The organism is Micromonospora sp. CNZ322 (genome assembly GCF_007827755.1).
On the sequence record NZ_VITD01000001.1, the window covers coordinates 990,597 to 1,004,141 of the forward strand.

Sequence of the window (13,545 nt, forward strand, 5' to 3'; positions counted from 1 at the left end):
CCTCATGATGGTCAGAGCCCCTCTGCCAGCGGACCGAGCGCGAGCGCGGGCAGGAAGGTCAGCGCGACGAGGACCACAGTGACGCCGACGACCATGCCGATGAACAGCGGTCGGTGGGTCGGCAGGGTGCCCTCGGACGCGGGGGTGGGTGCCTGGCGGGCCAGCGAGCCGGCCAACGCGAGCACGAAGATCAGCGGCAGGAACCGGCCCAGCAGCATGCACAACCCGAGCGCGGTGTCCCACCAGGTGGTGTTGACGGTGATGCCGCCGAAGGCCGAGCCGTTGTTGTTGCTGGCCGAGGTGAACGCGTACAGCACCTCGGAGAGGCCGTGCGAGCCGACGTTGAGCGCCGTGGAGTTGTTGCCGGTGGCGAACGCCGTCGCCGTGCCGACGAGCACCAGGATCGGCGTGATCAGGAAGTAGAGCGAGGCGAACTTAATCTCGCGAGACCCGATCTTCTTGCCCAGGTACTCGGGAGTGCGGCCTACCATCAGCCCGGCCACGAAGACCGTGATCACCGCGAGGATGAGCAGGCCGTACAGCCCCGAGCCGGTGCCGCCCGGCGCGACCTCGCCGAGCATCATGTTGACCATCGTCATCATGCCGCCGAGCGAGGTGAACGAGTCGTGGAACGAGTTCACCGCACCTGTCGAGGTGAGCGTGGTGGCGGCGGCGAAGGTGGCCGAGTTCGACACGTCGAACCGCACCTCCTTGCCCTCCATCGCCGCGCCGACCGCCTGCGGCACCGTGCCGTGGCCGGCCAGCTCGAAGATGTTGGTGATGGCGACGCTGAGGAACGCGAGGATGCCCATCACCGCGGCGATGGCGTAGCCCTGCCGGTTCTGGCCGACCATCCGGCCGAAGACCCGGGGCAGACTGAACGGGATCAGGAAGATCAGGAAAATCTCCAGCCAGTTCGTCCAGGTGGTGGGGTTCTCGAACGGGTGCGCGCTGTTGACGTTGTAGAAGCCGCCACCGTTGGTGCCCAGCTCCTTGATCACTTCCTGGCTGGCGACCGGACCACCGGTGATGGTCTGGGTGCCGCCGGTCAGCGTGCTCACGTCGGTGCCGCCGGACAGGTTCTGCACCACCCCGCCGATCATCAGCGCGATGGCGCCGAGCACGGCGATCGGCAGCAGGATCCGCAGCACGATCCGGGTCAGGTCGACCCAGAAGTTGCCGAGCTGCCCGGTGCGGCTGCGGGCGAAGCCGCGTACCAACGCGACAGCCACCGCGATGCCGACCGCCGCCGAGACGAAGTTCTGCACGGCCAGGCCGGCCATCTGCACCAGGTGGCCCATCGTCGACTCACCCGAGTACGACTGCCAGTTCGTGTTGGTCACGAACGACACGGCCGTGTTCCACGCGCCGTGCGGCACCACCGGGTCGAACCCCAGCGACAGCCACAGGTGGTTCTGCACCCGCTGGAACAGGTACAGAAACAGGATCGAGACCGCGGAGAACGCCAGCACGCTGCGGGCGTACACGCCCCAGGTCTGCTCGGCGGCCGGGTTGACCCCGACCAGTCGGAAGATGCCCCGCTCGACCCGCGACTGCTTCGTGCCGGAGACCGCCCGGAACATGTGGTCGCCGAACGGCTTGTAGACGGCGACCAGGGCCGCCACCAGCGTCAACACGAAGATGACGCCCGCTGTTGTCATGGTCATCAGAAGCGCTCCGGGAACAGCAGGGCGAACACCAGGAACGCGCCCAGGACGACCGCGAGCACCAGACCGACGGCGTTGACCGCGTTCACAGCTTCTCCACCGCCCGGACCACCAGGGCGAGCACTGCGAACAGCACCACCGTCAGGACCACGAACACCACGTCAGACACGCTGACTCCTCAGCCGGAAAGGTTCGTCGCGACCGCCTTCCGGTCGCGCCGGGCAATCAAAGCCCCACCACCCGCCGGACGGCATGGGTCATAACGCGACCATGACGGCGGCGAACCTTTTCTTGACGTGGTTTTCACACCGAGCGGCTGATCAGGTGAAACGCGGCACAGCCCCTCGATGGTCCGTAGGTGCGGAGCAGAGGGAACGCACGAGAGAGAGACCATGCGCGACCCGGATGGGGTTGCTCATGGTCTGGCGGGGCGGCGGTGCGAGACCCTTCAGGCCGGGCGGCGGGCCACCAGCACGTCTCGCATGATCGACTGGTCCACCCGGTGCCGCAGCGCGCGGTAGGGCTCGGCGTCGACCACGGTCAGGCCGGCGTCGGCCAACGCCGCCGCCGCGTCGTCCCGACTGGCGACGTGGGTGTTCCAGGAGATCCCGAGCGCACCGCCGGGGCGCAACAACCGGGCCCAGACCGGCGCGGCGTCCGCGAGCAACGCCAGCGGGTCACGGGCCAACCCCTGCCCAGCGGTACGACTGCCGTGCTGCACGCCGTACGGCGCGTCGGCGACGACCAGGTCCACGGTCTCCGGGCGGAAGAACTCCGCCGAGCGCGCGGTGTCGGCGTTGACCACGTCCAGCAACTGTGTCTGGCCGGCCTTGTGCTCCTCGCGGGTCGGCGCCAACTCGATCCGCACCCGCCGGCCGACCACCTTGCGCTCCCGCCGCACCGGCCCCGACTCCAGCACCCGGTGCTTGACGCGCTTCTGCTTCAGCCAGGTGGTGATGAACGCCCGGTACGCCTCGACGTCCTTCTGGTCGCGCTCGATCCCGGCGGCGTCGAAGCCGTACATCAGCGCCTGGTTGAGGGTGGTGCCCCGACCGCAGAGCGGGTCGAGCACCCGGAACCGGCGGCTGGTCATCTCGGTGGCCCAGTCCGAGGCGAGCAGGGTGACGTTGAGCAGCAGCTTGGTGAACTGCTCGTTGGTCTTGCCCGGGTACTTCTGGATGGTGAGCAGGTCGTCGTCGTAGCGGTCCAGACGACTCCACTCGATCGGCCGCAACAGCTCACCGACGATCTCGAACAACGCGTACCCGGCGGAGAGGTTGCCCAGGACGGCCAGGTCACGCTCGGTCAGCCCGTCGCCGGTGAACGTGATGTAGGACGCCCCTCCGACAACCTCGGTGTCCAGCGCGCCGATCCGACCGTCCAGCGCCGAGCGGCCGAAGATCTCCAGCTCGGCTCGGGTGAGGTCGACGGCGGCGCGGGCGTACACCCGGTTGGTGGCGGGCAGGATCAGCAGGCCGTAACGCGTCATGATCCGGCGAGTATTCCACAACCAGTCACGGTCGCCGGGAACTGGAGCGGCTGCCGGAGCGACTACCGATACATGGGTTGTGAGCAGTGGCGGGAGGTCCTGTCCGCGCAGCTGGACGGGGAGGAGACCGCCGCCGAACTGACGGCGGTGCAGGGGCACCTGGACGGGTGCGCCGAGTGCCGGGCCTGGTTCACGGCGGCGGCGGCGGTGACCCGTCGGGTTCGTACCCGATTGGTGGTTGAGGTGCCCGATCGGACGGCGGCGATCCTTGCCGCCGCCAGCGCGGCCCCGGCCCGCCGGTCGCGGTGGCGGCGTTCGGACGGACGTGGCCCGCTGGTCGCCGGCCTGCGGAAGGTGCCCGGACGGAGCCAGCTCGCCGCCGGATTGCGCGCGGCGTTCGGACGTGGCCCGCTCGTCGCCGGCCTGCGGTCGGCGCTCGGGCTGCTCGGCGCGGTGCAACTGGTGCTCGGCCTGGCCCAGGTTGGCCGGGGCGCGACCGCCGACCACCTGCACCCCACCGGCCAGCACCTGTGGCACGAGTCGGCGGCGTGGAACGTGGCAGTGGGCGCGGGCTTCCTCTTCGTGGCGCTGCGCCGCAGCCCGCCCGCCGGGCTGCTGCCGATGCTCAGCGCGTTCGTCGGCACGTTGCTGCTGCTGTCGGTGAACGACCTTGCCACCGGCTCGGTGGGAGGGGAACGGCTGATCAGCCACGGCTTCCTGGTGGTCGGCTACCTGATCACCGTGCTGCTGTCTCGTCCCGGGCTGCGCCCCGGCGGCCCGGCACCACAGCGGCAGCCGACACCGTCACGCTGGCGGTTCGGGGCCGACGAGGTGGATCGGCCACTGCGGGTGGTACGCCCCGAGTCCTATCCGGCGCAAGCCGCCGACCGGTACGCCGCCCCGGCAGCGCAGGGCGGGGATGCCACGCGTACCGACCAGGCCGGCGGGCGCCGCGCCGCCTGATCGCCGGCAGCCTCGACCAACCGACAGGCGCTCAGTTCGTGGGCCTGGTCGGCCCCTCGCTGTGGCGCGTTCCGCCGACGCCGCTGCCGGGTAGCACCCCGGGATCCGGTGACTCGTCGGTGTGGCACCGGGGATCATAGGCTGCGTAGAGCATTGACAACTGTTGGTGCAGTTGGCGCCGGTCGTCCTCGCCGAGAGGAGCAAGGAAGTCGTCCTCGGTCCGGCGCATCGCCGTGAGGGCTTCCGACAAGATGGTGCGGCCGTCGGTGGTCGGTCGAGTCCGGTTCGCTCGCTACGCTGACGATCAGCGAGCCGACCTCACTAGGAGAGTCGAATGAAGATGCGCTTCATCCTCACCATCGTCGGCGTGATCACCGCGACGCCCGCACTTGCCCTGTTCTGGCCACAACTGCTGACCAGCAGTTATGGGTTGGCCGACCCCGACCGCATGACCGTTGCGCTGCTCCAGCACCGAGGGGTGCTGCAGGCGGCTCTTGGCGCGGCCATCATCTGGGGAGCCTTCCACCTTCCGGCGAGAGTGCCGGCGGCGGCGACCGCCATCATCACCAAGTCGGTGTTTCTCGCCCTGACCGTCGTCGACGTCGGCATGCGAGCCGACATGAACCTCATCTCGTTGGTGTTCGACCCGATCGCCATCGTCATCCTGACCATCGTGATCGTGCTCCACTTCCGCCAATCGGTCCCCACCGCCGCGCCAGCCTGAAAGCTCGGCACTGGTTGACTCGGCGGCGGAGCATGGGTTCCGTCAACGGCGGCGCGGCCGTGCGACCAGAGCAGGGCAGGGCAGCTCAAGCGGGAGGCGCTGGCCGTGTTGAACCGTCCACGGCGAGGACCTGCGGGATGACCTGTTCGACGATGGTCAGCAGGGTCGTGGTGAGCAGCAGGTGCACCTGGGCGCGGGTCAGGGCGCCACGCTGGAGCCATTCGCGGGCGGTCGAGGTGGCCAGACCCCCGTACGCCCGGACCATCCCGCGCAACTCCTCGCGGTGCTCGGCCTCGCCGGCCAGCCCGACGGCCACCAGCATGCGGTCCGCGGCGACCTCCTCGGCCTCGGCGAGCACCCGCTCCACGTCGGCGTCGCCGCCCATCCCCCGGGCGGTGACTGCCGCCAGCCACGAGGTGCTGTGCCGGGAAACCACGTCGAGGAACCAGGTGACGCTGGCGTCGACCCGGGTCCGGAGATCACCCTTGGGCAGCCGCTCCAGAGCAACCTCGGGGATGGTCACCATGACCCGGACGACCTCCAGGTAGAGGTCCTTCTTCGCGCCGAAGTAGTGGTTGACCAGGCCGCGAGCGACACCTGCCTCGCGGGCGACGTCGGTGGTCGACACGTCCGCGTACGGGCGCTCACCGAACAGCCGGACCGCGCAGGCCAGGATCTGCCCACGCCGGGCGTCCGGCTCCAAACGGCGGCGGCGCGGAGCCGTCTCGACACTCATCTGCCCGACCCTATCGACAGCTCACCGACCAACCGCCGTTCCTCACCATGATCACTTGATCGCTCAGCAGTAGTCAGAGCTGTCGTTGAACTACTCAGCATCAAGTGATCACCACACGCCCCGGCGACGCCGGAGCAGGTGTCGGCCGAGGTGGCGCAGGTTGGACGCCTCGGAGTAGAGCGCCGCGTTGATCGCGCCCAGAGCGACCCCGGGCGCTGGCTGCACCCGGTCGACGTCCTGAACCACCCTGCCGATCAGCGTCAACCGACAACGGAGATCAAACAACTCCCTCCGCGCGCAGTGCAGCGCTGTCTCCAGACCCCCGACTCGCTCCCGCAGCCACGCCACCTCCGTCGCCTGATCCATCGGGCACCCCTCCCATCACTCGCGATCGCTGCCCCAAGCGGCCCAGGCCACAGCCGGACCGGCAGGTTCACCCTCACCCATTCGAAAGGGCTGCGCAAGTAGGTAGACGTAATCAGGCATTCCTGATCGTCCTACCGTCAGGTGATGGCTGAGGTCCCGGGTCCGCTGGTCGGTCCGCACGAGCTGCAAGATCTGCTCGGCGTGAGCCGGACCCGCATGCGTCAGCTCATCCGCTATCCGACCTTCCCCGCACCGTTCCAACGGTTGCACGGCACGACGGTCTGGCTGCGCGCCGACGTGGAAGCATGGATCGCCGAGCATCGCCCGCCGCGTCCCACCGACGGCGACGAGGCCGAGTAGCACCTCTCACGGCACAATCCGCGCACCGCCGATTCTGGTTACGTCGGCTCGGGCGCGCTACGCCTCCAGGTCGCCGCAGCTTTCTGCCGCCACTCGCACGAACGTTACGGGCCCGAACTCGCACTCCGCCTGGGTGACGGCGTCCAACTCCGTCGAATGCCACGTGTCCGTCAGGACTTCCCACTTCTGGCCGCAGTAGAAGAGGTAGACCTCTCCGGCATCGGCGTAACGGGCTATAGCGAGATGTGCGACCACCTCTGCAAAGTTGCTTACGGAGTGGCGGGTTGCACCGGTTGGCGCTTGCCCTGGTCCCAGATTGGCGAACATCTGGACGCGGGCTCCGTCGAGCAGGGCCGGAGGCGTGGCACTCATCGCCCGATTCTCGCTCAGCCTGCCCTGCCGCGGACGCCGCGACGGCCTGCGCCCGGGAGCTGATCACGACTTATTGACATGCTGCCAATAGCGCGCGAGGGTGGTGCACATGCCGACCCCCCTGCCCGACGGCTCCCCCTCACCCTGGCGCGAGCCGGAGCATGACGACCTGGCCGAGCTGGCCCGCACCTTCTTCACCAAGGAGGTGCTGCCGCACGCCGACCGCCTTCAGGAGCAGGGCCATCCGGACCGCGAGCACTACCGGCGCGCCGGTGAGCTGGGGCTGCTCGGCCTGTCGGTCCCGGAGGAGTACGGCGGTGGGGGTGGCGGGTTCACCCACGAGGCGGTGCTGCTGCACGAGCAGGCGTACACCGGGGAGAGCAGCCTCGGCCTGGCCGTCCACAGTGGCATCGTCACGGGCTACCTGGTGGCGTACGGCAGCGAGGAACAGAAGCGACGCTGGCTGCCCGGCCTGTGCAGCGGTGAGCTGGTCGGCGCGATCGCGATGACCGAGCCGGACGGTGGCTCCGATCTTCAGGCGATGCGCACCCGGGCGGTCCGCGACGGCGACGACTACCTGGTGACCGGCGCGAAGACGTTCATCACCAACGGCGGCCTGGCCGACCTGGTCATCGTGGCCGTGAAGACGGACCCCGAGCAGCGGGCCGCCGGCGTCTCACTGCTGGTCTGCGAGGTGGGCGGCGACCCGGAGGGCTTCCGCCGGGGCCGACTGCTGTCCAAGATCGGGCTGCACGCCAACGACACCGCGGAGTTGTTCTTCGACGAGTTCCGGGTGCCGGCAGCGAACCTGCTCGGCGGCGCCGAAGGGCTGGGCTTCATCCAGCTCATGCAGCAACTCCCGCAGGAACGGCTGGTCATCGGCGTCGGCGCGGTCGCGGCAATGGAACGGGCCGTCGCGCTGACCGTCGCGTACGCCAAGGAGCGCACCGCCTTCGGCAAGACCCTGATGGGTCACCAGAACACCCGGATGGTGCTCGCCGAGTGCGCCACCCGCGCCCGGGTCAGCCGGGTCTTCCTGGACGACTGCATCGTCCGACACACGCGTGGTGACCTGGACGTCTCCACAGCGGCGATGGCGAAGTCGTGGCTCACCGACGGGCAGTGCGAGGTCATCGACCGGTGCCTGCAACTGTTCGGCGGCTACGGCTACACGACGGAGTACCCGATCGCCCGGATGTACGCAGATGCCCGCGTCCAGAAGATCTACGGCGGCACCAACGAGATCATGAAGGAGTTGATCGCCCGTGCCCTCTGAGGCGTACGTCTATGACGCGGTCCGCACCCCGCGCGGACGCGGCCGGGACACCGGCGCGCTGCACGGGGTCAAGCCCATCTCCCTGGTGGTCGGCCTGATCGACGCGTTGCGGGAGCGCAACCCCGGCCTGGACGTCGGTCGGCTGGAGGATCTGCTGCTCGGCATCGTGACCCCGGTCGGCGAGCAGGGCGGCGACCTGGCCCGGGCGGCCGCGCTGTTGGCCGGGCTGCCCGACCAGGTGGGTGGGGTGCAGCTCAACCGGTTCTGCGCCTCCGGGTTGGAGGCGGTCAACTCCGCCGCCGCGCGGATCCGCTCCGGCTGGGAGCATCTGCTGCTCGCCGGCGGGGTCGAGTCGATGTCCCGGGTGCCGATGGGCTCCGACGGCGCGGCCTGGGCCACCGATCCGCAGACCGCCCTGGCCACGTCGTTCGTGCCGCAGGGCGTCAGCGCCGACCTGATCGCCACCCTGGAGGGCTTCACCCGCGACGACGTGGACGGCTACGCGCTGCGGTCGCAGGAGCGGGCCGCCAAGGCGTGGGCCGGCGGGTACTTCGCCCGCTCCGTGGTGCCGGTCCGCGACGGCAACGGGTTGGACATCCTCACCGTCGACGAGCACCCGCGCCCGGAGACCACCCGGGAGGCGCTGGCGAAGCTCACCCCGTCCTTCGCCACGATGGGCGAGGCGGCCGGCTTCGACGCTGTCGCGTTGCAGAAGTTCCACTGGCTGGAGGCCATTGAGCACGTCCACCACGCGGGCAACTCGTCCGGCATCGTGGACGGCGCGGCGCTGGTGCTGATCGGTTCGGAGCAGGTTGGTCGGGATCTCGGCCTCACCCCGCGCGCCCGGATCGTCGGCGCGGCGGTCACCGGCGCCGACCCGACGCTGATGTTGACCGGCCCGATCCCGGCCACCCACAAGGCGCTCGCCGTCGCCGGGCTGACAGTCGACGACATCGACCTGTTCGAGATCAACGAGGCGTTCGCCGCGGTGGTGCTCAAGTACGTCCGTGACCTGGGCCTCGACCCGGACCGGGTGAACGTCAACGGCGGCGCGATCGCGCTCGGCCATCCGCTCGGCGCGACCGGAGCGATGCTGCTCGGTACGGCGTTGGACGAGTTGGAGCGCCGCGACCTGCGCCGCGCCGTGGTGACCCTCTGCATCGGCGGCGGCATGGGCGTCGCCACCGTTCTCGAGCGCTGCTGACCCGGAGGACGACAATGACCAACACCATCCGGTACGACCGCGGCGCCGACGGCATCGTCACGCTCACAGTGGACGACCCCACCCAGTCCGCCAACACCATGAACCGGGCGTACGCCGCCTCGATGAGCGCCGTGCTGGACCGGCTGGAGGCCGAGAGCGATCTCGTCGGCGTCATCGTGACAAGCGCGAAGTCGACCTTCTTCGCCGGCGGCGACCTGCCCGAGATGATCCGGGCCACCCGCGCCGACGCGCCCGACCTGGCCGACCTGCTCGGCACCATCAAGCGGGACCTGCGCCGCCTGGAGATGCTGGGCCGACCGGTGGTCGCCGCGGTCAACGGCTCCGCGCTCGGCGGTGGCCTGGAGATCGCGCTCGCCTGCCACCACCGGATCGCACTGGACGCGCCCGGCAGCCGGCTCGGACTGCCCGAGGTGACCCTGGGCCTGCTGCCCGGGGCGGGCGGCGTCACCCGGACCGTACGGATGCTCGGCCTGGCCGGCGCGCTGACCACGGTGCTGCTCACCGGCCGGCGGATGCGCCCGACCGAGGCGCTGTCCGTCGGGCTGGTCGACGAGGTGGTCGCCACGCCCGCCGAGCTGCTGGAGCGGGCTCGGGCCTGGATCGCGGCGAACCCGCGCCCGGCCCAACCGTGGGACCGGCCGGACTATCGGATGCCCGGCGGCACTCCGGCCAGCCGCTCGCTGGCCGCACAACTGCCCGCCTTCCCGGCGACGCTGCGCAAGCAGCTCAAGGGTGCCCGGCTACCCGCGCCCGAGGCGATCCTGGCCGCCGCCGTCGAGGGCGCACAGGTCGACCTGGAGACCGCCCTGACCGTGGAGACCCGGCACCTGATCGGCCTGCTCACCGGGCAGGTCGCCAAGAACATGATCGGGGCGTTCTTCTTCGACCTGAAGGCCGTCAACGGCGGCGCGGCCCGACCCGCCGATGTGGACGCCCCACCAGTACGCCGGGTGGCGGTGCTCGGGGCCGGCATGATGGGCGCGGGCATCGCGTACGCCTGCGCCAAAGCCGGGCTGGACGTCGTGGTCAAGGACGTCACGCCGGAGGCCGCCGGCCGGGCCCGGGAGCACGCCGAGCGGTTGCTGGCCCGCGCGGTACGCAAGGGTCGCACGACCGAGGCGGACGCCCTCGCCGTACTGGACCGGATCACCACCACCGACCAGGCGGACGCCCTCGCTGGGTGCGACGCGGTCATCGAGGCGGTCTTCGAGGACCCGGCGCTGAAACAGCAGGTCTTCGCCGAGGTGCTGCCCGTCCTGGCGCCCGACGCGCTGCTCGCCTCCAACACCTCCACCCTGCCGATCACCGGGCTGGCCGCCGGGGTGGACCGGCCGGCGGACTTCATCGGCATGCACTTCTTCTCTCCGGTGGACCGGATGCCGCTGCTGGAGATCGTGGTGGGCGAGCGCACCGGGGACGTGGCGCTGGCCCGGGCGTTCGACCTGGGCCGGCGGATCGGCAAGACCCCGATCGTGGTCAACGACGGCCGGGGCTTCTTCACGAGCCGGGTGATCGGCAGGTTCATCGACGAGGCGGTCGGCATGGTCGCCGAGGGTGTCCCCGCCGCATCGGTGGAGCAGGCCGCCCTTCAGGCCGGCTACCCGACCGGGCCGCTGGCGCTGGCCGACGAGGTCAGTCTCACGCTGATCCAGCGGATCCGCCGCCAGTTCGAGGCGGCCAGCGAGGAGTTCCGCCCACTGCCGGCGCACCGCCTGGTGGACGAGCTGGTCGACGCGTACGACCGGCCGGGGCGCGCCGCCGGACGCGGCTTCTACTCCTACGACGACGGCACCCGGGGCCGGCTGTGGTCCGGCCTCGCCGACCTGACCACCGACGCGGGTCGGGCGGTGCCGTTCACCGACCTCCAGGAGCGGATGCTCTTCGCCGAGGCGCTGGACGCGCTGCGCTGCCTCGACGAGGGGGTGCTGCGCACCGAGACCGACGCCAACATCGGCTCGATCTTCGGCATCGGGTTCCCGGCGTGGACAGGCGGGGTGATCCGCTACGTCCGGCAGTACGCGGGCGGCCCGGCCGGCTTCGCGGGCCGTGCCACCGAGTTGGCCGGCCGCTACGGCGACCGGTTCACGCCCCCCGCCGACCTGGCCGACCGGCTCGCCGCCCGTCGGGCCGAACCGGCTGACGTCGCGTGACGGCGGCACGCGGCGGGCCGCTGGCCGGGGTGCGCGTGGTCGAGCTGGCCAGCCTCGCGCCGGCGCCGTTCGGCTGCATGGTGCTCGCCGACCTCGGCGCGGACGTGGTGCGGGTGGACCGGCCGGGCGCCCCGGGAGCGGGCCGGCTGGCCGCACCGACCAGCGGGCCGTTGCAACGCGGCCGGCGGGTCACCGCACTGGACCTGAAGTCCCCGGCCGGAGTGGCGGACCTGCTGCGCCTCGCCGAACGCGCGGACGTGCTGGTCGAGGCGTACCGGCCCGGGGTGGCCGAGCGGCTCGGCATCGGGCCGGAGGTGTGCCACGCCCGCAACCCCCGACTGGTGTACGCGCGGATGACCGGCTGGGGTCAGGACGGCCCGCTGGCAGCCCGAGCCGGACACGACATCGACTACATCGCGGTGGCCGGGGCGTTGGAACCGCTGGGACGGGCCGGCGAGCGCCCGTACGCGCCGATGAACCTGCTCGGTGACTTCGGCGGCGGCGGGATGCTGCTCGCCGTCGGGGTGCTGGCCGCGCTGCTGGAGCGGGAGCGCTCCGGCTTCGGCCAGGTGGTCGACGCGGCGATGGTGGACGGCTCGGCGCTGCTCACCTCGTTCCTGCACGGGCTGCTCGGCACCGGCCTGTGGGCCGCCCCGCGTGGGCGCAACATGTTCGACGGCGGGGCGCCGTTCTACGACACGTACGCCACCGCCGACGGTGGATTCATGGCGGTCGGCGCGATGGAACCGGCCTTCTACGCCGTACTGCTCACCGGCCTCGGCCTCGCCGACGACCCGGACCTGCCCGCCCAGTACGACCCGAGCGGCTGGGACGAGCTGCGCAGCCGGTTCACCGAGCGGTTCGCCGAGCGCACCCGGGACGAGTGGACGGCGGTCTTCGCCGACCTGGACGCCTGCGTCGCGCCGGTGCTCGCCCCCGGCGAGGCGCACGCGCACCCGCACAACGTGGCCCGGGGCACGTTCGTCGAGGTGGGCGGCGAGATCCAGCCGGCCCCCGCACCCCGCTTCGACCGCACCCCGACCGACCAGCCAACCCCGGCACCGGACCCGGAGCAGGACGTCCTACCGGTCGAGCAGATCCTCACCGGCTGGCCACAAGAGACCTGATCAACCCTGCTCGACGGAACCCCCCGCACTGCGTCATGCGATCGGTAGACGCAGTGCGGGGGAGGATCCCGTGCCCAGAGCAGCCAGCTCTGAGTCGACGATCAGCCGATGGTCAACACCTGGTCACAGCGGCGTCGATGACCACGTCACCGCACCGTCGCCGCCTCCACGACCGTGACGGTGGCCTGGCCGGTGTTGTCGGAGAGGTCGTCCTCCGGCGAGTTGGTCGTCGCTCGGGCGGTCACGGTCGCCACCTCACCCGGCACCGCGTCGGCGACCCTGGCCGTCAGCCAGAGCCCGGAGGGTGTGTACCCGTTGACCAGGCCGTAGGCCGTGCAGTCCCAGGTCGGCTGGCCGGAGGCGGGGTCGTCGCCGAACTCGCAGTACCAGGGACTGCTGTACGGCTCCTCGACCCGACTGAAGCCGGTGGGCAGCGGAACGATGACGTGCACCTCGTCCGCCGTCATGTTTCCGGTGTTGTGCACCTGCACGTAGATGTTCACCGTGTCGCCGACGATCGCCTGAGCTGGGTCGGCCTGAACCGTGGTGACCTCCAGGTCGGTCACCCCTCGGATGTAGGTGATCGTGGCCTCGTCCACGTTGTTGGCCGTGGAGAACTCGGTGCTGGTCGTCTGCGCCGTGGCAGTCACCGCCGAGATGGTGCCGACCGGTGCGGGCGGGAAGGCGAAGTCGAACCGCAGTCGCGGCGCGCTCGCCCCCGCGGCCAGCGCTCCGTACGTGCACCTGGCGGCTGCGCCGAAGTCACAGGCCCAGCCCTCGGGGGCGGCGTTGCCGTCCGTGAAGAAGGCACCTGCCGGCAGCCCGTACGTCAGAGTGACGTCCGACGCGGACTTCCTGCCTGCGTTGCGGGCCTCCACCTCGACGGTGACTCCACCGCCGACATCCACGACCTGGTCACGGGGTGCGATGGCGGTGGCGGTGACCACCAGATCCGCGGCGGGGGGCGCGGCGGCGGCAGGAGACGCGGGCAGTACCGCGGTCACCAGCGACACCAACACGCCGGTGCTGAGTGCCGCGGCCAGGCGGCGACGATGTGCGGGATTGGGTATGCGATGCATGGATCCTCGCC

General features: G+C 70.8%; 13 protein-coding genes. 7 read left to right on the top strand and 6 right to left on the bottom strand.

All coding sequences use genetic code 11. The features are described from left to right. Positions 1–11: 11 nt before the first annotated feature. The 3 genes from kdpA to FB453_RS04610 all read right to left on the bottom strand — a co-directional run bounded on the left by kdpA (position 12) and on the right by FB453_RS04610 (position 3,156). A complete protein-coding gene (kdpA, locus tag FB453_RS04595) occupies positions 12–1,667 on the bottom strand; it encodes a potassium-transporting ATPase subunit KdpA (protein ID WP_145787704.1) in 1,656 nt (551 codons plus the stop codon). Beyond that, the gene (gene kdpF, locus FB453_RS04600) at positions 1,667–1,756 is read right to left on the bottom strand and encodes a K(+)-transporting ATPase subunit F (RefSeq protein ID WP_036410889.1); all 90 of its coding nucleotides are present in this window, start codon (positions 1,754–1,756) and stop codon (positions 1,667–1,669) included. Before kdpF ends, kdpA begins: the two co-directional genes overlap by 1 nt. A gap of 359 nt (positions 1,757–2,115) precedes the next feature. Beyond that, entirely contained in the window at positions 2,116–3,156 is a 1,041-nt protein-coding gene (locus tag FB453_RS04610) for an SAM-dependent methyltransferase (RefSeq protein WP_145787706.1), read from the bottom strand. Between the two features lie 72 nt (positions 3,157–3,228). On the opposite strand from FB453_RS04610, the gene FB453_RS04615 reads away from it, so the two are divergent. Together FB453_RS04615 and FB453_RS04620 are read left to right on the top strand one after the other, a co-directional pair. Next, positions 3,229–4,119, top strand: a complete 891-nt coding sequence (locus FB453_RS04615) for a zf-HC2 domain-containing protein (protein WP_145787708.1) — start codon at positions 3,229–3,231, stop codon at positions 4,117–4,119. Positions 4,120–4,486: 367 nt separating this feature from the next. After that, positions 4,487–4,843: a hypothetical protein gene (locus FB453_RS04620; protein ID WP_208646613.1), complete on the top strand. Its 357-nt coding sequence runs from the start codon at positions 4,487–4,489 to the stop codon at positions 4,841–4,843. Between the two features lie 85 nt (positions 4,844–4,928). On the opposite strand, the gene FB453_RS04625 is transcribed toward FB453_RS04620, so the two are convergent. Together FB453_RS04625 and FB453_RS04630 are read right to left on the bottom strand one after the other, a co-directional pair. Continuing rightward, on the bottom strand, positions 4,929–5,579 hold the full coding sequence (locus tag FB453_RS04625; protein WP_145787713.1) for a TetR/AcrR family transcriptional regulator: 651 nt from the start codon (positions 5,577–5,579) through the stop codon (positions 4,929–4,931). Between the two features lie 108 nt (positions 5,580–5,687). Then, positions 5,688–5,945: a hypothetical protein gene (locus tag FB453_RS04630; protein WP_145787715.1), complete on the bottom strand. Its 258-nt coding sequence runs from the start codon at positions 5,943–5,945 to the stop codon at positions 5,688–5,690. Positions 5,946–6,089: 144 nt separating this feature from the next. Between FB453_RS04630 and FB453_RS04635 the strand changes: the two genes are divergently transcribed. The 5 genes from FB453_RS04635 to FB453_RS04655 all read left to right on the top strand — a co-directional run bounded on the left by FB453_RS04635 (position 6,090) and on the right by FB453_RS04655 (position 12,455). Then, positions 6,090–6,305: a MerR family transcriptional regulator gene (locus FB453_RS04635; protein ID WP_145787718.1), complete on the top strand. Its 216-nt coding sequence runs from the start codon at positions 6,090–6,092 to the stop codon at positions 6,303–6,305. 481 nt (positions 6,306–6,786) lie between these two features. Then, positions 6,787–7,953: an acyl-CoA dehydrogenase family protein gene (locus FB453_RS04640; RefSeq protein WP_145787720.1), complete on the top strand. Its 1,167-nt coding sequence runs from the start codon at positions 6,787–6,789 to the stop codon at positions 7,951–7,953. Then, complete coding sequence (locus FB453_RS04645) at positions 7,943–9,157, top strand: acetyl-CoA C-acetyltransferase (RefSeq protein ID WP_145787723.1); 1,215 nt, start codon at positions 7,943–7,945, stop codon at positions 9,155–9,157. The genes FB453_RS04640 and FB453_RS04645 overlap by 11 nt, the downstream gene beginning before the upstream one ends. Positions 9,158–9,171: 14 nt before the next feature. Further along, positions 9,172–11,328, top strand: a complete 2,157-nt coding sequence (locus FB453_RS04650) for a 3-hydroxyacyl-CoA dehydrogenase NAD-binding domain-containing protein (protein ID WP_145787725.1) — start codon at positions 9,172–9,174, stop codon at positions 11,326–11,328. Beyond that, positions 11,325–12,455, top strand: a complete 1,131-nt coding sequence (locus FB453_RS04655) for a CaiB/BaiF CoA transferase family protein (RefSeq protein WP_145787729.1) — start codon at positions 11,325–11,327, stop codon at positions 12,453–12,455. The genes FB453_RS04650 and FB453_RS04655 overlap by 4 nt, the downstream gene beginning before the upstream one ends. A gap of 146 nt (positions 12,456–12,601) precedes the next feature. On the opposite strand, the gene FB453_RS04660 is transcribed toward FB453_RS04655, so the two are convergent. Beyond that, positions 12,602–13,534 carry a DUF11 domain-containing protein gene (locus tag FB453_RS04660; RefSeq protein WP_145787732.1) on the bottom strand — a complete coding sequence of 311 codons (933 nt, stop codon included), beginning with the start codon at positions 13,532–13,534 and terminating at the stop codon, positions 12,602–12,604. Between the last annotated feature and the right edge of the window lie 11 nt (positions 13,535–13,545).

Bases quoted from the DNA above. Each gene is read 5' to 3' on its own strand.
- kdpA (WP_145787704.1), bottom strand. From the start codon at position 1,667: ATGACCATGACAACAGCGGGCGTCATCTTCGTGTTGACGCTGGTGGCG.
- FB453_RS04610 (WP_145787706.1), bottom strand. From the start codon at position 3,156: ATGACGCGTTACGGCCTGCTGATCCTGCCCGCCACCAACCGGGTGTAC.
- FB453_RS04615 (WP_145787708.1), top strand. From the start codon at position 3,229: ATGGGTTGTGAGCAGTGGCGGGAGGTCCTGTCCGCGCAGCTGGACGGG.
- FB453_RS04625 (WP_145787713.1), bottom strand. From the start codon at position 5,579: ATGAGTGTCGAGACGGCTCCGCGCCGCCGCCGTTTGGAGCCGGACGCC.
- FB453_RS04630 (WP_145787715.1), bottom strand. From the start codon at position 5,945: ATGGATCAGGCGACGGAGGTGGCGTGGCTGCGGGAGCGAGTCGGGGGT.
- FB453_RS04635 (WP_145787718.1), top strand. From the start codon at position 6,090: ATGGCTGAGGTCCCGGGTCCGCTGGTCGGTCCGCACGAGCTGCAAGAT.
- FB453_RS04640 (WP_145787720.1), top strand. From the start codon at position 6,787: ATGCCGACCCCCCTGCCCGACGGCTCCCCCTCACCCTGGCGCGAGCCG.
- FB453_RS04650 (WP_145787725.1), top strand. From the start codon at position 9,172: ATGACCAACACCATCCGGTACGACCGCGGCGCCGACGGCATCGTCACG.
- FB453_RS04660 (WP_145787732.1), bottom strand. From the start codon at position 13,534: ATGCATCGCATACCCAATCCCGCACATCGTCGCCGCCTGGCCGCGGCA.